This window comes from Brevibacillus sp. HB1.1 (assembly GCF_013332445.1).
GTDB classification, from domain to species: Bacteria; Bacillota; Bacilli; order Brevibacillales; family Brevibacillaceae; genus Brevibacillus; species Brevibacillus porteri.
This window is the reverse complement of record NZ_JABMIV010000005.1, coordinates 222,879-242,148: the sequence shown is the minus strand read 5'-3', so window position 1 is coordinate 242,148 and position 19,270 is coordinate 222,879. Positions and strand designations below refer to the sequence as shown.

At 47.8% G+C, this 19,270-nt stretch carries 19 protein-coding genes and 1 other annotated feature (1 of these 20 running past the window's edge); of the genes, 6 read left to right on the top strand and 13 right to left on the bottom strand.

What is annotated here, in order from left to right:
* Positions 1 to 4: 4 nt before the first annotated feature.
* The 3 genes from HPY27_RS15875 to HPY27_RS15865 all read right to left on the bottom strand — a co-directional run bounded on the left by HPY27_RS15875 (position 5) and on the right by HPY27_RS15865 (position 2,686).
* Complete coding sequence (locus tag HPY27_RS15875) at positions 5 to 463, bottom strand: TspO/MBR family protein (protein ID WP_174225413.1); 459 nt, start codon at positions 461 to 463, stop codon at positions 5 to 7.
* A 1,196-nt stretch (positions 464 to 1,659) separates the two neighbouring features.
* Entirely contained in the window at positions 1,660 to 2,355 is a 696-nt protein-coding gene (locus HPY27_RS15870; RefSeq protein ID WP_017250705.1) for a metal-dependent hydrolase, read from the bottom strand.
* A gap of 133 nt (positions 2,356 to 2,488) precedes the next feature.
* Positions 2,489 to 2,686, bottom strand: a complete 198-nt coding sequence (locus tag HPY27_RS15865; protein ID WP_007726095.1) for a hypothetical protein — start codon at positions 2,684 to 2,686, stop codon at positions 2,489 to 2,491.
* 269 nt (positions 2,687 to 2,955) lie between these two features.
* Between HPY27_RS15865 and HPY27_RS15860 the strand changes: the two genes are divergently transcribed.
* The 6 genes from HPY27_RS15860 (at position 2,956) to HPY27_RS15835 (ending at position 7,655) form a co-directional block, all read left to right on the top strand.
* Positions 2,956 to 3,549 carry a MerR family transcriptional regulator gene (locus HPY27_RS15860; protein ID WP_017250704.1) on the top strand — a complete coding sequence of 198 codons (594 nt, stop codon included), beginning with the start codon at positions 2,956 to 2,958 and terminating at the stop codon, positions 3,547 to 3,549.
* A 307-nt stretch (positions 3,550 to 3,856) separates the two neighbouring features.
* Positions 3,857 to 4,858 (top strand): helical backbone metal receptor, encoded by a 1,002-nt coding sequence (locus HPY27_RS15855; RefSeq protein WP_173623129.1) that lies wholly within the window; start codon positions 3,857 to 3,859, stop codon positions 4,856 to 4,858.
* 12 nt (positions 4,859 to 4,870) lie between these two features.
* Positions 4,871 to 5,866, top strand: coding sequence for a FecCD family ABC transporter permease (locus HPY27_RS15850; protein WP_174225412.1), 996 nt, complete (start codon positions 4,871 to 4,873; stop codon positions 5,864 to 5,866).
* Between the two features lies 1 nt (position 5,867).
* Positions 5,868 to 6,647 carry an ABC transporter ATP-binding protein gene (locus HPY27_RS15845; RefSeq protein WP_017250701.1) on the top strand — a complete coding sequence of 260 codons (780 nt, stop codon included), beginning with the start codon at positions 5,868 to 5,870 and terminating at the stop codon, positions 6,645 to 6,647.
* A gap of 17 nt (positions 6,648 to 6,664) precedes the next feature.
* The gene (locus tag HPY27_RS15840; RefSeq protein WP_017250700.1) at positions 6,665 to 7,168 is read left to right on the top strand and encodes a HugZ family pyridoxamine 5'-phosphate oxidase; all 504 of its coding nucleotides are present in this window, start codon (positions 6,665 to 6,667) and stop codon (positions 7,166 to 7,168) included.
* A 16-nt stretch (positions 7,169 to 7,184) separates the two neighbouring features.
* Positions 7,185 to 7,655, top strand: coding sequence for a DinB family protein (locus tag HPY27_RS15835; protein ID WP_017250699.1), 471 nt, complete (start codon positions 7,185 to 7,187; stop codon positions 7,653 to 7,655).
* Between the two features lie 83 nt (positions 7,656 to 7,738).
* On the opposite strand, the gene HPY27_RS15830 is transcribed toward HPY27_RS15835, so the two are convergent.
* The 10 genes from HPY27_RS15830 to HPY27_RS15785 all read right to left on the bottom strand — a co-directional run bounded on the left by HPY27_RS15830 (position 7,739) and on the right by HPY27_RS15785 (position 18,924).
* A complete protein-coding gene (locus tag HPY27_RS15830; RefSeq protein WP_017247441.1) occupies positions 7,739 to 8,923 on the bottom strand; it encodes a M20 family metallopeptidase in 1,185 nt (394 codons plus the stop codon).
* A gap of 50 nt (positions 8,924 to 8,973) precedes the next feature.
* Positions 8,974 to 10,197 carry a Zn-dependent hydrolase gene (locus HPY27_RS15825; RefSeq protein WP_174225411.1) on the bottom strand — a complete coding sequence of 408 codons (1,224 nt, stop codon included), beginning with the start codon at positions 10,195 to 10,197 and terminating at the stop codon, positions 8,974 to 8,976.
* A 137-nt stretch (positions 10,198 to 10,334) separates the two neighbouring features.
* Positions 10,335 to 11,033 carry a class I SAM-dependent methyltransferase gene (locus HPY27_RS15820; protein WP_174225410.1) on the bottom strand — a complete coding sequence of 233 codons (699 nt, stop codon included), beginning with the start codon at positions 11,031 to 11,033 and terminating at the stop codon, positions 10,335 to 10,337.
* A gap of 233 nt (positions 11,034 to 11,266) precedes the next feature.
* Complete coding sequence (locus HPY27_RS15815; protein WP_174225409.1) at positions 11,267 to 11,704, bottom strand: hypothetical protein; 438 nt, start codon at positions 11,702 to 11,704, stop codon at positions 11,267 to 11,269.
* 1 nt (position 11,705) lies between these two features.
* Positions 11,706 to 12,653: an aminoglycoside phosphotransferase family protein gene (locus HPY27_RS15810; RefSeq protein ID WP_174225408.1), complete on the bottom strand. Its 948-nt coding sequence runs from the start codon at positions 12,651 to 12,653 to the stop codon at positions 11,706 to 11,708.
* A gap of 137 nt (positions 12,654 to 12,790) precedes the next feature.
* Positions 12,791 to 14,377, bottom strand: coding sequence for a M4 family metallopeptidase (locus HPY27_RS15805; RefSeq protein ID WP_174225407.1), 1,587 nt, complete (start codon positions 14,375 to 14,377; stop codon positions 12,791 to 12,793).
* 245 nt (positions 14,378 to 14,622) lie between these two features.
* Positions 14,623 to 16,209, bottom strand: coding sequence for a M4 family metallopeptidase (locus HPY27_RS15800; RefSeq protein ID WP_174225406.1), 1,587 nt, complete (start codon positions 16,207 to 16,209; stop codon positions 14,623 to 14,625).
* Between the two features lie 151 nt (positions 16,210 to 16,360).
* On the bottom strand, positions 16,361 to 17,689 hold the full coding sequence (locus HPY27_RS15795; RefSeq protein ID WP_371814330.1) for a helix-turn-helix domain-containing protein: 1,329 nt from the start codon (positions 17,687 to 17,689) through the stop codon (positions 16,361 to 16,363).
* A 92-nt stretch (positions 17,690 to 17,781) separates the two neighbouring features.
* Positions 17,782 to 18,318, bottom strand: coding sequence for an HXXEE domain-containing protein (locus HPY27_RS15790; protein ID WP_174225405.1), 537 nt, complete (start codon positions 18,316 to 18,318; stop codon positions 17,782 to 17,784).
* Positions 18,319 to 18,333: 15 nt separating this feature from the next.
* On the bottom strand, positions 18,334 to 18,924 hold the full coding sequence (locus tag HPY27_RS15785; protein ID WP_174225404.1) for a TetR/AcrR family transcriptional regulator: 591 nt from the start codon (positions 18,922 to 18,924) through the stop codon (positions 18,334 to 18,336).
* Positions 18,925 to 19,055: 131 nt separating this feature from the next.
* Positions 19,056 to 19,270, top strand: a binding site (T-box leader) (it continues 63 nt past the right edge of the window).

Below are 19,270 nucleotides of genomic sequence, written 5' to 3'. Positions count from 1 at the left end.
GTGCTCACAGGTTGAGTAGGCAGAAGCCAATCGCGAGACACATCGTAAACACGCTCCACATGAAATAGGGAATGAGCAGCGAGGATGCGATTTTATGGTGGGGACGAATGGCGCGAATGAGCACCCATGTCGAATACATCACCAGAATGGTATCCAGCGCAGCCAACACGAGCAGTTGATAACCGATAAACAAGACGAAAAAAAGTTGATGAAAAAACCAATTGATTCCATATAGAAGCAAAAGCTCGCGGTCTATTTGCTTCGTTTGAATCAAGATCAGTAACGACCATGCTATGAGTGCGTATAAAATGAGCCAGATGATACGAAACAAGTAGAGTGGCGGTGTTCCATCGGGCTTGGCAAGGGAAGCATACCAGGCCCCACCGTCTGGAAAAGCAAGACCACCTAGTGAATAAACGACCACTCCTGCAAGAAATAGAAGAATATTGTGCACCAATCTCATCCAGGAAGTCACCCTTTCCTCTTCTTTCTTTTCTTTTCTTTCTCTTCTATATCTATGAGTGGTCGTTCTCTTTTCATGCTAGTTTCAGAGATTTCTTTTTCGTATGGGAAAAAAACTGGTACGTTGCTGTAGTGCTGGGGAGGAAACAGGAGAAAACGCTCAGCTTCTTGTCCCACCCGCTGGGGGATTGACTGCCCGACTCCATGAAAAAAAGCGAAACCCGCGTCCAAAGTGGTCCATTCAAGAGGCGTCTCAGAGGTGGACGCTAAGAGCTTGTTTCTCTTTTTTTCATTGCGTCTCGGTCGGTGTACCAAAGATCTTCGCTTATTTCTCCTGTTTCCTCTACGAGCTTTCCGTGTGATCCGAGTTTTAAAAGATGGTAGAGCCTCATCAGTTACGACAGAGAAGAATATTTCCAGACGTAGCGACTTGTGGAGTCCTACCGAGCGGAGAAGGGATTTGCGGGCAAAAGAAGCGCAACGTGCCCGAGCTACGAAGCGGCTACCACTTTTGCGTTTCCCCGCAAATCCCTTCGGAGCGGGCAGTCTTGACCCCCAGCGGGACGGAGCCTGGAGCCTAGACTGGAAATATTCTTCTCCCCACCGCAGCTACAAACATAGGATTCTTTAGTTGTTGCTGTAGTGCTGGGGAGGAAACAGGAGAAAACGCTCAGCTTCTTGTCCCACCCGCTGGGGGATTGACTGCCCGACTCCATGAAAAAAAGCGAAACCCGCGTCCAAAGTGGTCCATTCAAGAGGCGTCTCAGAGGTGGACGCTAAGAGCTTGTTTCTCTTTTTTTCATTGCGTCTCGGTCGGTGTACCAAAGATCTTCGCTTATTTCTCCTGTTTCCTCTACGAGCTTTCCGTGTGATCCGAGTTTTAAAAGATGGTAGAGCCTCATCAGTTACGACAGAGAAGAATATTTCCAGACGTAGCGACTTGTGGAGTCCTACCGAGCGGAGAAGGGATTTGCGGGCAAAAGAAGCGCAACGTGCCCGAGCTACGAAGCGGCTACCACTTTTGCGTTTCCCCGCGAATCCCTTCGGAGCGGGCAGTCGTGGCCCCCAGCAGGACGGAGCCTGGAGCTTAGACTGGAAATATTCTTCTCCCCACCGCAGCCACATACATAGCAACTCCATAAAAAAACCGCTAATCTCATCCTCCGTAGATTAGCGGTTCTATGTATCAAGATCGAGTTATGGCAAACGCAATGTCTCGCCTGGTTTCAATGCCTTGCCTCTGATGTCTTTCTCAGCCAACTCGGCTACGAATGCTTCCCCATCCTGCTTGATCGGCGGGAATGTATCGTAATGAATGGGCACAACAAAATCGGCTTGTACCCACTCGGCAGCCACGAGTGCATCCTCAGGTCCCATTGTGAACACATCTCCAATCGGCAGGAACGCCAAATCGATGTTATGACGCTCTCCGATTAGCTTCATGTCACCGAACAGTCCTGTATCCCCCGCGTGATAGAGCGTTTTTCCTCCCAGCTCGATCACAAAGCCCCCTGGCATTCCCATGTACACGATTTGTTTCTCATCATCCAGTACGACACCGGAGCTGTGGAACGCCTGTGTCATTTTCACTTTTCCAAATGGCAGTTTGACAGAGCCTCCCAGATTCATCGAGATGGTCTTGACTCCCTGCCAGCTCAAATAGGTAGCAAGCTCATGGGTTGCAACGATTGTCGCATCGTTTTTCTTGGCCAGCTCTACCGCATCCAGAATATGATCTTGGTGTCCATGTGTCAGAAGGATGTACTGAACTGAGATGTCTTCCAGCTTGGTTGCTGCCACTGGGCTTCCTGAAATAAATGGATCAATCATGATTGAATGCCCTTCACTTGTAACCTGCACGGAAGAATGTCCGTGAAACCGAATATCCAACATAGTGGTACCCCCTCTATTAGCAGCGTTTTTTCAGTCCCTTTTATGTTACCATGCCGCAGGGTGTAAAGAATAGGAAAGGCCGTCGATCACTCGACAGCCTGAGAAACAAATCCTAATTTTCTACAATCAGTACCTAGCAATCGTCGCCGTCATGCTCTGTAACGGCAATAATTTTCGAATCACGAATAATGGTGCGACGATTACCATTGCGCTCTTCCAAAATAATGGTGGTCGATTTTACTTGTACCAGACGACCGAAAAAAGTACCTTCTACAGTGGCAACCCTAACATTTCTGCCTTCGAATTTTTTTACCTGGTCTTTGAATGCCATGGTTAATCCCTCCTTCTCATGCATCCTATGAACATTTGGCATAGCCCTACTAAGCAAAAGCGGAGTCAAAGAGAAAATGTACTTGTACCCGTCCGTCATTTGTCCCCATTTTCAACAACTTTGTCGTCTGGTGACAAATTGACGCCAAAACAGCCATCCGTTTACGAACACTGTGAGATTTTGTCGCACGATTCCACAAGGAAAACCATTTTCACGTACAGAAACCGTATAGCAAGAGATGAGCGGACTTTTGTAGAGGAGGGATTTCCATGGGAGAGGTTATCGAATTATTGGCGCGGGAGAGAACGTACAGTGGCAGAGATGTTGCGGGTCTGCTAGGTATTGGGGCGAGCACCTTGCGCAAGTGGAGCATGCTCTTAGAACAGCACGGCTACTGGTTTTTGCGGGATAGTCAGAATCGTCGGGAGTACAGGCAGGTAGATATTACGTGCCTTCAGCGGTTTTACAGCTTAACAAAGGATCAACTCATTCCACAAGATGAAGCTGCCCGAATGGTTGCTACGCAAAGCGCACCTGAACCTGCCCGAAAGGAAACGGCCGTTGCGGTTGCATTTCCCCCTGTTTCCTCATATCCGGCTTTAAACCATACTGCTGCCCTTGAAGAGCTGGATGTAAAGCTACATGCCTTGGCTTCCCATGTCCAGCAACAAGACGCCGCCTACTTAGCGCTGTTAGCACGTGTAGAAAAGCAGGAAACCTATATTACCAACAACCTGAAAGAACGTGATCGCCGCTTGACCAAGGCAATGAATGACATTATGGATGCCAAAATCGAGTTAGCCAAAATTAGAGACGCTGAACGGAAAACATCGATCTGGCAGAAGCTTTTTCGGATTCGCTAAACGGCTGCAAGATTTATATGATCGCTATCTTTTTTCTCACTGCCAGCTGACTTAGGATGCCCGGACGTCTCGCTTACGAAATAACCAGATCATCATGCTATACGCTCTATCCAGTTGCTCCGGGCAGCCTTCGCTCTTATCACACCCCTCTCTACTTTTCCTCTTTTTTCCGCGGTTTTTCTCCTGTTTTCGCCATTCTTTTCTATGGAAATTTCTTATTGATAATAGTAATCATTCTCTATATAATCATAATCAATTCAAAAGAGATTGATTCTCATTATCATAAATTTTCAGGAGGCTACGTACATTGAAACACGCAGGATGGAAAACCGGGATGATTGCTTTACTACTGACAGGTGTAGTTGGATGCAGCAATTCCACGTCCCCCGAAGCTGCCACACCAACACAACAATCTGCTACCAGCTCACAGTCGGACTCGTCGACATCAAGTCAACAAGCCGTTCATACAATCAGCGCAGATGAAAAGAAAGTAGAGGAGCTACTTTCCCAATTCAAAACCCAGCCACCTACCAAAGTCGTGACGGTTTCCGTAGCGATTACCGAGATACTAAACGAACTGGGTGTCACTCCCGTAGGCGTACCGACGACAAGCAGCAAGCTACCAGCCTCCCTCGACAATGTTCCGCGTATCGGCACTTCTCACCAGCCTGATTTGGAGCAAGTCGCGAAGCTTCAGCCTGACATCATTCTCGGCCCTACCTCAATCCAAGCGAGCATCGATAAAAAATTCAAGCCCGCCGCGCTACCTACTGCTTACTTGCCTGTAGACTCAATCGACGAGCTCAAACTGTCTACCGTCGTACTCGGACGCCTGTTCAAGCAGGAAGAGAAAGCAACAGCGTTTCTCCAATCCATCGTGGAAAAGGAAAAAACCATCATCGACACAACCAAAGGGAAATCCGCTCCCAAAGTATTGTTCTTGTTCGGTTCAGCCGAGGCCCTTATGGTCATGAATGAAAATACGTTTGTCGGAAGCCTTGCCCGCAATCTCGGCGCATCCAACGTCGCTTCCTATGTCCTGAAACAAACCGATACATACGTGCCGCTCAATATGGAATCGATCGTAGCTGCCAATCCCGATGTCATTTTACTGGTAGCGCATGGCGATCCGAGCGCAGTGACCAAAAAATTCGAAGAAGACGTGAAGAAAAACGGTGCATGGGAAAAACTGAGCGCATTCAAAAATGGCAAAATGAAAGCACTCGATTACAGCACATTTGGGATCGCTTCCCTGGTAAAAGTCCCGGCTGCCTACGAGGAGCTCGCGAACATCCTGTATAACAAATAAGGAGTTTTTCCAGTGACCCAGAACATTCCGAGCAAGAAAGCAGCTCTCTTGGTGACAGCTTGCATCATGCTCGTTGTAGCTGCACTGCTCTCCATTGGTCTGGGGAGCGTGCGCCTCTCTCTTGCCGAAACGATAGAAGCCATACTCGGACACGGCGATGCCGCTAGTCAAACCATTCTGTGGGATATCCGGATTCCGCGTATTTTTCTCGCACTATTGATTGGAGCGAATCTCGCTGCATCGGGTGCCCTCTTGCAAGCAGTCATGCAAAATCCGCTGGCCGATCCTGGTTTGACTGGCGTATCCAGCGGGGCAGCCGTTACGGTGCTGTTCATCATGCTGGTCGTGCCCGACTATTCTTACCTGGTACCCCTAGCTGCCATCATTGGCGGCGGAGTAGCAGCAGGCATGGTCTACTCCATGGCTTGGAAAAAACAGGGCGGATTAACCCCTGTGCGCATCATTTTATCGGGGGTTGCCGTCAATGCTGTCTTCGGTGGAGCAATCGGGTTATTATCCATCTTGTACAGTGACAAGCTACCGGGTGCGCTGCAATGGATGAATGGTAGTCTGTCCGGAAAAGGCATGGGCGATGTCATGGTGATGCTTCCCTACTCGCTCGTCGGATGGATCGCAGCGCTATTATCGATCAGGCAGGCAAACATTTTACGCCTCGGAGAACAAGTCGCTCACAATTTAGGACAGAACTTGCATCGCTTGCGCCTCTCTCTTTCTATCATCGCGGTCTATCTGGCAGCTGTTTCGGTATCGACTGTCGGCCTTGTTGGATTTATCGGACTCGTCGTGCCGCACATGGCTCGCATGCTCGTCGGCTCTGATTACCGTCTGAGCTTGCCGTTTAGCCTCGTGCTTGGCTCTCTTGTCTTGCTTGTGGCCGATACGTTTGGTCGAACTGCATTCGCTCCTTTGGAGATTCCTGCCGGGATTGTCATGGCAATCGTGGGAGGACCTTATTTCCTTTACTTGATGCGAAAAGGGGGCATGTGACATGTTACAGGTGCAATCGTTGAACATCAGCTACGGTCCGAAGTCGATCGTCCATGACTTTTCCCTCGATATCCAAGCAGGAGAGGTTGTTTCGATCATTGGGCCAAACGGTTCAGGAAAATCATCGATTCTCAAAGCGATTTCACGTCTGATTCCTTGTAAAAGCGGCCGTGTATGTATTGCGGATCAAGAATTGAACAGCCTGAGTATGAAGCAAATCTCTCGCATCATGTGCATGCTTTGCCAATCCAACACGTGCCCGTCAGACGTGACTGTAGGAGAGCTGGTCGGATATGGTCGCGTTCCCCATAAAAAATGGTTTGAGCGCCTGAGTGGCGAAGACTATGAGATCGTCACGTGGGCTTTGGAACAAACCGGTTTGCTCAGCTACAAGGACCGCTACCTCGTCTCATTGTCTGGCGGGGAAGCACAGCGTGCATGGATCGCGATGGCTTTGGCTCAACGACCGAAAATCTTGTTGCTCGATGAGCCAACTACCTATTTGGACATCGCCCATCAACTGGATGTGCTTGAGCTCGTTCGCAAGCTGAATCAGGATTTGAAACTGACGGTTGTCATGGTGCTGCATGATTTGAATCACGCCAGCGCCTACAGCGATAAAATTTGTGTGATCAAAGACGGAAGCCTGCGTGTTTTTGGAAAACCTCAAGATGTGCTTACGATGGAGCTGATTCGCAAAGTGTACGGCGTCGAAACCGAGATTCAGTACTCGCCAGACAGCTCTAGCCCCAGGATTCACATACTGAAAAAAGCAAACTAAACAAGTGAGGTGCTCGTATGAAAGCGATGGATAAGGAAGCGATGAAGGCCCAGTACCAATCGTTTGCTGCGAACATGAAGACACTCATGTTAAGCACAGTCGACGAGCATGGAAAACCGTTTCTCTCCTACGCCCCGTTCGTCAAATACGATGGAAAGTTTTACATCTACATTAGTAAAATTGCGAACCACTATCGCTACATGGAAGAAAATCCGGCAGTCGATGTCATGCTCATTGAAGACGAGTCGAAAGCGACTAATCTGTTTGCTCGCCAGCGCGCCCGCTTCGTGTGTTCGGCCATGAATTTGGGTAATGCGGGTTACGATGAGATTTTCGAGCTGTTTGCACAGTCATTTGGAAAAAACATGATGGATATGCTGCGTGGCCTTGATTTTTCCTTGTTCGAATTAACACCATCAGAGGGACGCTATGTAGCTGGGTTCGGTCAGGCTTACGACATTGACCTGACAGCCGATAAATTTGTCCACGTCAACCGAGATGGCCACACATCCAAAAAATAACGGAGGAGCATCATTCATGACCTATTCAACCGCATTGACACTTTGGCTCACCATCCAGGAACGTTTTCACAAGACTGCGAAAAGCTTGCCCGAACAAGATTTGCGGTTGAGCATGAATGCAGTCTCCATCGGGTATATGCTGCGCCATAGCGCTGAGGTCGAGTACATGTTTGCCGAATGGTTTTTCGGTCGGAGCATCCCAGCGGACGTAGAGCTATTGACGAAAAGCGGTCCTGCCGGAACCAAAGTTGCATTTACCAACGTGCAAGAGCTCGCTGATTTCATGACCGCTTCCAACCAACACTTGATCGATGCGATGCGTGACTTACCTGAGGAAGCTTGGCACAAACCCGTTGAAACGCCATTGGGGTCTTCTACTCCTTTAGAAGCATTGGGTCGCCTCATGTATCACACGGGTATCCATGCCGGACAAATTTCGCAGATTCAAAAATCATTTCACACCAAAGAAAAAGAACTCACCCACTAACGTCTGATACCGACTTTCGCACGCCAAAAAGAGCTTCCCGTCTCTCTTGACTGGAAGCTCTTTTTGCATGTGTGCCACTCTCTTTACATCACGATTTTTCTTGCCGCGTTGACGAACATTTTCACGCCGACTTCGAGCGCCTCCTCGTCGATTGTAAAACGTGGATGGTGGTGCGGATAAGTGATACCTTTTTCTTTGTTTCCGGCAGCAACGTAGAAGAAGCAGCCTGGCGCTTTTTGTTGGAAGGCGGAGAAATCCTCACCACCCATGGTTGGGCGCATATGCTCTACCCATTCTGCTCCCAGTGATTCTTCTACGACCTCTTCCATCAATTTCGTCACTTCGGCATCGTTGATAACCGGGCGATAGCCAAATTCGTACTTGAACTTGTACCCCGCGCCGTGTGCTTCTGTAATGCCTTTGATCACGCGTTCCATGAGTCCCGGAACGGACTCGCGCAGATTTTTGTCAAAGCTGCGGACTGTCCCGCAAATCTCTACAGCACCCGGAATGACGTTATGTGTCGTTCCCCCCACAAATTGTGTGACAGAGAGAACAAGATTATCGAGCGGATCCGCATTGCGGGATACGATGTGCTGGAGGTTAGTCACCACTTGTGATGCAATCGCGATGCTGTCGATCGTTTCATGCGGAAGCGCCGCATGTCCGCCTTTTCCAAGAACGGTGATCCAGAATGTATCAGGAGCTGCCATCATTGGACCTGGGCAGATACCCACTGTCCCAAACTCCATCGTCGACCACAGATGCGTACCAATCACCATGTCTACGCCGTCCATGACACCTGCCTGTACCATTTCCTCCGCTCCGCCTGGGTATACTTCCTCTGCGTGCTGAAAGAAGAAACGAACCTCTCCCTTGATCTGATCCTTCATACCGGACAGCAGCTTTGCCGTTCCGAGCAGCATGGAAGTATGTCCGTCGTGTCCGCACGCATGCATGACGCCAGGATTTTTCGATACGAATTCAAACGTATTCTCTTCCGTAATCGGCAATGCGTCCATATCAGCGCGCATGGCAAGCACTTTTCCGGGCTCGGAACCGATTAATCTGGCCATCACACTGTTTTTCGTCGGTCTAGACACTTCCAGATTGCCAAAGGTAAGCAGTGTCTCGTATACAAACTGTGCTGTTTTTTCTTCATGGAAGGATAATTCAGGGTTCTCGTGCAAATAGCGTCTCCACGCGATTACCTGATCCTTGATTTCTTCGACCGCCTTATTAAGCGTTACCACTGCCGTTGCTGTCATGCCGCTCTCCTCCTGATTTACGTGGCTCCCCCACTTACTATTTCTTATGCCTATTTTGCTAAGGATAAAACGGTGCGGTACAGTACTTGGGCTCCGTTCGCACAATCCTCTTTTGTCGTGAACTCTGCTGGGTTGTGGCTAATGCCGTCCTTGGAACGAGCGAAAATCATGCCAACCGGGCACAGCTCAACTAGCTGCATGCAATCATGCCCTGCGCCACTCGGTAGTCTAAATGCTTCCAAGCCTTCTGCCTCACACGCTTCGCCTACAGCATTCTGGATATCGTCCGAGCATACAGCAGGAGCTATGCGTTGCAGCAGCTCTACTTTCAATGTCACATTGCGCTCAGCACAGATCGCTTTTGCCTGTTCGTAAATGCGCTGTTCCACTTCATCACGGATCGCTTCGTCCACGTCGCGCAAATCAAGCGAAAACTCGACGCGTCCAGGAATGACATTCACTCCGCCTGGAAATGCTTGCAGCCTTCCAACCGTCCCGACACTGGTTCCAGTCCGTCCCGCTTCTTCCTCGATAGCAAGCATCACCTGAGCGGCTGCTGCCATCGGATCACAACGCAAATTCATCGGCGTTGCCCCAGCATGACCGGCTTCTCCCTCTAGCACGAAATTCAACCAGAGCGGACCCGCCACTCCTGTCACGATCCCGACAGATAGCCCGCGGCTCTCTAGAACCTTGCCTTGCTCGATATGTAGCTCCACATACGCTTTCACACTTCCGGGAGTTCTCGCCGCGAGACTAGTGCGGTCCGGATCAAGCCCCGTTTTCCGCATGGCTTCAGCAATCGTGACCCCATTCTTGTCTGCTTGTTCCAGCTCGTCTCGCTTGATCAGACCCGCGATACCGCGGCTGCCGATCATCCCGTAACCAAAACGCGTTCCTTCTTCATCCGTGAACGCGGTGACTTCGATCGGATGCTCTGTTTCGATCCCCTGTTCCTGCATCGTCTGTAAAACTTCTACGCCAGCCAGTACGCCAAGTGGACCGTCATAATCGCCGCCATTTGGTACGGAGTCGATATGCGAGCCAATCAAAACGACAGGGGCGGCCGGATTTTTCCCTTCTTTTCGCCCAATCAAGTTCCCAACCTCGTCTTCGCGAACGGTGAGACCTGCTTCCTTCATAAAGCCTGTGACGAGGTCTTTTGCCGCACGTTCCTCAGGCGTAAAAGACAACCGCGTGATGCCGCCCGCCTCTTGCTTCCCAATGTTGCCAAGCTGTCCCAAACGATCCCACAATCGATCCGAATTGATCATGACGCGCCACTCCTCCTTCTATACAGAGCCAATAACGGTTGATTAACGGTTATGTCCTTAATTGTATAATAGTCTGTCTATTTTGAAAAGGCGGTAGCCATGGACCTCGAAATAAAGTCCTAGACTGCCGCCGCCATTCATTCCGCATGGCAAATCCATCCCCCAAAAAGTCCCGTAGAATGAAACCTGCCTATATGCGTAAAGCCAGCTTCTCTCAATAGCTGTTCGATTTTAGGTTCAGATAGAAAAGAAACTTTTGTCATGATGGTGTTTCCCATCTCTTCTACTTTCGCTGATTCGTATCCCACATCTAAAAAAAAGCTTTTCCATATGTGTAATCTGTTTCGAAGTTCGGCATCATGGCGGTCTCCGTACGCACTAACAAGTACGAAGGGAGCTCCCGGTTTCAAATGCTCCTTAATGGACCTGAGCAGCTTCAGCTTCTCCTGCTCATCGTTAATGAAGTGCAGAACCAAGATACAGCTCGCCGCATCGTACTTCGAGTCTGGATATGGCACATCGTCTATCGTTCCCTGAATGAGTTGGACGCGGCTTTCCATACCCAGTTGAACCGTTTTATTTTTCGCCATTGCAAGCATCTCGGCAGAAGGATCGACTCCCGTGAACGTCCATTTTGGGTTAGACGGTCCCCATGCAGAAAGTTCATTTCCCCCGCCCGCCCCAATCACGAGCAATGATGCCGCTTTTTCTCCCAATTGAGCTCGAAAATAGGATTGGGCCATCGTGAATAAAAGATCATAGGTGGGAATCGAGATTCGCGTGTTAGCATCGTACGCAAGAACCATTTTGGCGTTGAATGTAATTTCTTCGTTCATAGGTAACCTCCATTGTTTCATTATGTGATAAACGAAAAGCATTTCATTATAGAGTTTTTATAGATATATAATATTCGTAATTTTTAAAAAATTGGCGCTGTCCTATACAATGACTAGGACTCCGTTAGAGTCTGGGGATACGTTAAGATCAAAGACTTTAGGTGTCCACAATAACCTCCTGGATGCAACTTGTCAAGAAGCTGTCCCACCCCCACCATTCTTCCTTATATTCCTTATGGAGATTCTTCTACGTTATAATTGATTTCCTCCAACGCTTCCGCGGCAGTTTGCCTAATATATTCAGTAGGAGAATGTAAGTACGGTTCAATTATTTTTATAAATTTTCGTTTTTTTGAACAACCAATGATGGCTAATGCATAAACGAGGATAGCGTCGTCTAGTGTAGGCAGAACGTTTGCTAATGGATCCCATTCTACATTTCTTGCGATTCCTTGAAAGGTTACTGCAATCATAAGTAGATGAAACAAACTTTCTTTTACAACAAAGCTTTCTTCTGCAATCGCAAGGTCTAAGGCATACTCTGTAAATGTTATAACGTCATTCGGGTTATGGGTTCCATACTCCAGCAAATCACCAATATCACCCAATCTGAGATGTAAATCTTCCCTTCTATTTAGGAATAATTGTTTCAGGTATGTAACGTCGATCATGTTAACCTCCATCAATCTTCCTCAATTCCCCTTCCAAATGCCGGATCGTCTCTACTCGGTCCTGTTCCTCTTGCTCATCAAACAAGAGCTGCTCTAACAGTTCATATATATCTTCCCATATACGTCGAATTTGATAGAACTCCAGCGCTTGCCGATTGATCACATAATTTGTATGTGTCTTCCGATAAGTAGCCATAAACTCTTCAAAAAAAGGCTGATCTACCAAAAACATCAGATCGGCTTCTACCGGAGCCAGCTTCAATCCTTCCCAGTCTATGAGAATGAGCTGCTGACCAGAATGCATCAGGTTCCAGTTGTGAATGTCCGTATGGCAAAGCTTCATTTTTACCTCACTGCCTCGCAATTGCTCGGCAATCCTCTCCAAATCATTCATGCGGGTAGCCAATATGTTGGCAAAAGGTTTGACGATTTCATCCACATCATCAGGCAGAGGGTGGATATCTTCGTTCAGCATTTCTCTAAACTGCTTGGCAAATGGGATACAGAAGTCTTCCTTGATGGCAGCCGTACTGACCGGGATTTCTTCTCCGTACAAATGCAACTCCGCTATGATTTCTGCTAACTGGCGAACTTGCAACGAGTTTAACGCTTGGTTCCCAATGGTTTTCCCCTCAATATAGGCAAACAGTTGATAGATGCCCATGTCGTCTTCATGTTTATACGCTGCGGTTCTAGTCAGCAGTGGAACTGGAATTTTGCCTTGTAGTCTGCTTTGGAGTGATAGCCACTGGATAATGGGGACATACTTGTCGATCAGCGCTGTCCACTTGGGCGTAGATGCTCTGCTTTTTTCATAGACCTTCAAAAAATAGGAACGCTGGTCGCTGATGACTTTATAAGCAAGCGCCGACCATCCTCCTTGCTGAGGGGTAACATCAACAGCGTCTATATCATAATGGTGTCTCAATATGGTTTTGAAATGATCCATGTGGTACTCCTCTCTAACTTCGTATACTCCCGCGACTAATTATCACCAACATACAAAAAATTGCCTTGCCCCACAATAGGAGCAAGACAATTTTTAATAGTATGACAAATATTTCGTATCACAAAATATTTTAGTGATTATTGCACACCAATTGCATCATACGCATCTCTTACTGATTCTACTTGTTGGGAATTATCACCGAACAGAACTGTCGCGGATTGAATCGCTGCTTGTCGCATAGCTGAGAAGTTAGAGTTTGGATTGAGGTAGTTTGTTAGTGCGTAGTAGTAGATTTTTGCTGTGTCATCTCGTCCAATGCCTGTGACCGTTACACCGGAGTGTGTACCGCCCTCTGCGAGGAGATATGCTGCTTTGTTGTTGATTCCGCTGTTAATGTGTACGCCTCCCTTGTCATTTGGACCCATGTAGCGATTGCTGTAGTGGTCAGGATCGCCAGCAATGGTTGGATCTTCGAGAGAGCGTAGTGCGTCTCCAGGTGTTCCTGGTGTGTATACATCTTCACCTATTAGCCAATCGTCATTATCAACCATCGCCCCGAAGATGTCAGACATGGATTCGTTCAGCGCACCAGACTCGTTTTCATAGATCAGACCGGCTGTTCGTTCTGTGACAGCGTGAGTTAATTCATGAGCAACGACATCCAAGCCAGCGGACAATGGGCCGAATCTGCGTCCATCTCCATCCCCGTATGTCATTTGCACGCCGTTCCAGAATGCGCGGTTATCGTTTCTACCGTAATGGACTGTGGAGATGATTTTCGCACCTTTGTTGTCAAAGCTGTTGCGGTTATGTGCGTTTTTGTAGTAATCGTAGGTTGCCTGAGCATAGGCATGAGCGTCGACTATTGCTCCATCTGTCCAGTTGTTATCCGAGTCAGAACCTAGAGTACCAGGTTGGGTATATCTGTTTTGTGCATTGTACGTCTCAATTCCCTTGCCGCGCGTCGTATCTTTCGCCGTATAGTTGGTATTGCTTACTTTCGTTACTTCAAACGATTTGGTGTCACCTAGTACTCCTGTACCCGTCCCTGTAATCTCATGGAGCATATTGTATTTGTTAATCACGTCACCAGTGTTTGCGTCGATGAAATACTTCCAACGGCCTGGTAGCGGATCGAGGAAATTCAGTTCCACTTCATAAGCCAAATACGATTCATCTTCGTGGATATAGATATAGAGGTTTCCTTTTGGCTTTACCTCGAACTTCTCCACTTTTTCGTCAATCTCATCCTCCAAATCCTTCATAGCCTCTTTTACTGCCTTATCTGCCTTCAGCTTTGGTTTTTTCGTCAGCTTATCGTTATCTGCCAAGTTAGGTGCGTAATTCCCGAGGAATGCCGTTACATTTCCATCCTCGTTTACGTGAATCGTCTGCTGATAACCAAAGACCGGGATACCTTCGTACATTTCTTGTACGCGGTAGTGAGTCATGTCTGTCTCTCTGTCTGTCACTTCATCTAGCACTTTAAAGTGGTCTCTCACTTCTCCGTCAATGCGGAAGGAATCTTGATGTTGCTCTAGGAATCCCCAAACTTTGTCTTCGCCATCCAGATCTTCTGCCTCGAACTCTTCTCCGATAAATTCGGGGGTATCCCACTCAGCGCTAAAGACGATACTTTCGGATTCGGCCTGCGCAGCTAGCGGCAGGAAGGTGGATGTACCTAATGCGAAGCTGAGTGTTACTGCAAAAACCGATTTTTTCATACTTGTTAAACCCCTTCTTGGAAAATATTGTTTTTTATGTAAATTCATAGTTGTTTATATCTTTTATTATTTATCATAATTCTGAATTTGAAAACTATTTTTTGTAAATTTATTACAATTAAATTTCTCTGCTTTAGATGCACTGCTGTCTCAACATACAAAAAACTGCCTTGCCCCACAATAGGAGCAAAGCAATTTTTCAAATAGTATGACAAATATTTCGTGTAACAAAATACTTTATTTGATTATTGCACTCCAATTGCATCATACGCATCTTTTACTGATTCTACTTGTTGGGAATTAGCACCGAAAAGAACTGTTGCGGATTGAATAGCTGCTTGTCGCATAGCGGAGAAATTAGAGTTTGGATTGAGGTAGTTTGTTAGGGCGTAGTAGTAGATTTTTGCTGTGTCATTGCGACCAATGCCTGTGACCGTTACACCGTGGTGTGAACCACCCTCTGCGAGGAGATATGCTGCTTTGTTATTGATACCGCTGTTAGTGTGTACGCCTCCGTTGTCATTTGGACCTGTGTAGCGATCGCTGTAGTGGTCAGGATCACCAGCAACTGTTGGATCTTCGAGAGAGCGCAGTGCGTCGCCAGGCGTTCCAGGTGTGTATACATCTTCACCCATGAGCCAATCATCGTTGTCAATCATTGCCCCGAAGATGTCAGAGATGGATTCATTTAACGCACCGGACTCATTTTGATAGATCAGATTAGCTGTTTTTTCTGTAACGGCATGTGTCAATTCATGTGCGACGACATCCAAGCCAGCAGACAATGGGCGGAATACGCTGCCATCTCCATCCCCGTATACCATTTGCACGCCGTTCCAGAATGCGTTGTTGTAGTTGCTACCGTAATGGACAGTAGAAATCAATTTCGCACCGTTGTTGTCATAGCTGTTGCGGTTATGTGCGTTTTTGTAGTAATCGTAGGTTTTCTGTGCATAGGCATGCGCGTCTACAAGTGCTCCATCTGTCCATTTGTTATCGGTATCAGAGCCAAGCGTGCCTGGGAGGGTGTATCTGTTCCGTGCATTGTACGTCTCAATTCCCTTACCGCGAGTCGTATCTTTCGCCGTGTAGTTTGTATTGCTTACTTTCGTTACTTCGAAGGACTTAGAGTCACCAAGTACCCCCGTACCCGTTCCTGTAACCTCATGGAGCATATTGTATTTGTTAATCACGTCACCAGTGTTTGCATCGATGAAATACTTCCAACGCCCTGGCTGCGGATCGAGGAAATTCAGCTCCACTTCATAAGCCAAATACGATTCATCTTCGTGGATGTAGATATAGAGGTTCCCTTTTGGCTTCACCTCGAACTTCTTCACTTCTTTGTCAATCTCATCCTCCAAATCCTTGATGGCCTCTTTAACCGCTTTATCTGCTTTGAGTTTTGGTTTTTCCGTCAGCTTATCATTGTTTGACAGGTCAGGCGCGTAGTTACCGAGGAATGCCGTTACATTTCCATCCTCGTTTACGTGAATCGTCTGCTGATAACCATAGACCGGGATGCCTTCGTACATTTCTTGTACGCGGTAGTGAGTCATGTCTGTCTCTCTGTCTGTCACTTCATCAAGCACTTTAAAGTGATCTCTCACTTCTCCGTCAATGCGGAAGGAATCTTGATGTTGCTCCAGGAATCCCCAAACTTTGTCTTCGCCATCCAGATCTTCTGCCTCGAACTCTTCTCCAATAAATTCGGGGGTATCCCACTCAGCGCTATAGACGATGCTTTCGGATTCGGCCTGCGCAGCTAGCGGCAGGAAGGTAGAACTACCTATTGCGAAGCTGAGTGTTACTGCAAAAACCGATTTTTTCATACTTGTTAACTCCTCCTTGGAAAATATTGTTTTTTATGTAAGTTCATAGTTGTTTACATCTCTTATTATTTGTCATAAATGTGAATTTGAGAACAATTTTTTAACGACAAAAAAATCATTTCCCGAAAGAAATGATTAATTGGTAAATTTATTACAATTGCGCTTGCCATACGATCCGATACACCTTGCGCGGTCTGCCCCGCGGGTGCGGGTTTTCTTCCCTGATCACCTGCGCGAGTCCCTTTGACTCCAGTTCAATCAGGATGCGTCTGGCGCTTCGTGGCAAAATTTGTAGATACGAGGCTAATTCTGTCGCATGAATTTCCTGAGAGCCTCGCTTTTTGAGTATGGAGTAGAGCTTGGCGAGCGTCATGACACTGAGAGAGGTAAGCTGGCTGAGCTCTTGCAGCTTTTCTGAGTCGTACCGATAGGTGATCTGTTCAGCACGGCCAAGCGGTCCTACGACACTTTTGTCATCAAAGAAGACCATCCAGTTGCCTGTCCCGCGCTCTTTGGCGTGCAACAAAGCCGCGCCCCCGTGGATTTCTGCTTCATAAGCAGTCTTGCCGATCCCGATTCCGCACGTCACCAGATCAGCACGAATGCCAAACAGCTCTTCCAAATCCGGCATGGTCGCATAGTCACGAGTCACTTCTTGCAGGTTACCCCGCGTTGTATAAATGACGTATCGTCCGGGACCTGCTGTCTTCAGTGAGCCTTGCAAATACTTCGCGTATCGCAACAGCTTTTCCATCGTCTTGATCTCGGCATTTTGCCATTCATCTGTGGAAAAGTTGCCACCGGCAAGCTCACGAAATGGATCGATCTCCATCATCTGCACGGCAATTTGGGTATCTTTGAAGTGAAGCATTTCGTGCGTACGCAAAAGCATGTGAATAACCGAAATCACGCCTGCACGTGTCGGCACGACCCGATGTACAGGGACACCTCTCCGTGCCAGCTCTACATCTGCTGTCCGCAAGCAGGTGACAGCCACCTTAGTCTTGCCTGCTCTCCAAAGCTGTTCGTGGTAATCGGCCAGTTCATCCGCTGAGATTGCTCCCTCATAATGCTTGAGCCATTTGTAACCACCATCGATACCCGCTTCGTCCATAAAATGCTCCAGTTCTTCTGGTGAAAATGTATCAAAGCTCACTTCATCCACCCGAATTCCCAATTGATGGGACAGATGAAGCAAGGTTCTGTACAAGCTCGCACCGAGATGAGGCACATAAGCCATCGGCACTTGGACCTTGCCTGACTCGCTCACCATGGCATAAGGGACCTGTCCGGAGAAAAGCCACATATCCACCTCATCCACATGCGGCAAGATCAGACCGAGGATTTCTTCTTCTTTCCAATAGACAATCGGCAAGTATTCAATTTCGGGAAACTCTCGCATGACTGATTCGATGATGGCAAGTGAATCATCCGCGCCTATTACGCCTAGTCGCAGCTTCAACAAAATTCCCTCTTTCACACCAATCTCTTCCTACTTGTGGACTGCTTCTGTGATCAATAAACAACTTTTTGAACAACCACTACTAGGATAACATACTCCCTTTCTTTTTCTCATCGGGGGATCACTTTACCTGCTGCCTCCCCAATCCGGTGTGCCGCGTATAAAACAGGGATGATCAGCAAGCTGTACGGCAACGTGCTCCATATCAACGGCCACGTCGCAAGCCCAGCCTCAAGCAATCGATCATACGTATACAAACTATATGGCAAAACGAATGCCACAGCCGTCACCACACCAGGTGTGTACGTGCGAAGAACAACGGTATGACCAACATGCATGAAAACATGGAGAAACATCACATGCAGACAAACTAGAAAAAACGGGAGGTACGTTCCAGTCGAAAGCGTCGTGACAGTCAGGATCACCGCTACCGATAAAACGGCGAAAATACAAGAGACTGCGACCGCAAATTGCGCTGTACTCATCGAAAGCGAAGGCTCCATCATCTTCATTAGCCGTTCTGGCATTGTCTGTCTAATGAGGTCTTTTTTTGCTCGCACCCAACCTTCTACCATCACGATCTCCTCGAAATCATGAACCATGAAAACGACTAAAAACAGCCAAATCAGATGGGACAGCTCCAGCATACAAGCACCCTCTTCCTATTCGTTTGCCTGCAAAATTCCATATGCCAAAAAAGATACTGCGTCGTCCGCAAGCTGCTCCGCTGTTTTCTCGCCCGTCAGCAAATACCGCGTCGTCATACGGTCTACGACTGCGATCATTGCCTCTGCCGCCACCTCCACAGACAACTCGACACGGACGTGCCCAGCACTCTGATTTTTTCGCAGGTTGACAGCAACAATTGAAGCCAGCTTACGATGCAGCTCTTCGCCCTCTTCCGCCTGATACAGTACGATCCGGGTCAATTCAGGCTGCTCCTGAAAAAATCGGAACAAGGTGAGCAGATTCTCCCGTACTTGACCGAAGACATCTGCCTTCGTCAAGACCGTTACCTTCTGACCGCTGTCCGCCAATTCCCATAGCTTGGTGGCAAATGTGTCCGTCAACTGCTGATACAAGCCTTCCTTGCTGTCGAAATACTGGTAAAACGACGCCTGTGTCAGGCCTGCTGCTTTCACGATGTCGCTCACCCGTGTACGATGAAAGCCTTTTGCCGCGAACTCAGAAGCTGCCGCCGCAAGTAACCGACCGCGACTCTGCTCCCCTTTAGACAATTTGTCATTGGTCATTTTCTCACTCCAAAAGTAACTCGAAAGTTATATAACTCTTGAGTTACTTTTACATCTTTTGGATTTCCTTGTCAATACCCACTTGCTTTTTTATTCCACTCTATGTAAAATGTTTGCTCAAAGGGTATCATTTGATGGCAATGAGGAAGAAGAGTAGTCATTTCTCGAGACTTCAGAGAGCTGATGGTTGGTGCGAATCAGTGTTAAGGAAATGATGAATGGGCTTCCGAGCTCCAAACCGAACCCGCTCTCATGGCGGCAGTAGGCTTTGGCGTTACGTCCGTACGTTACAATGGACACCGTATCAAGCTGTCTGACACAGAAACGGTACGGATCAAAGAGATTT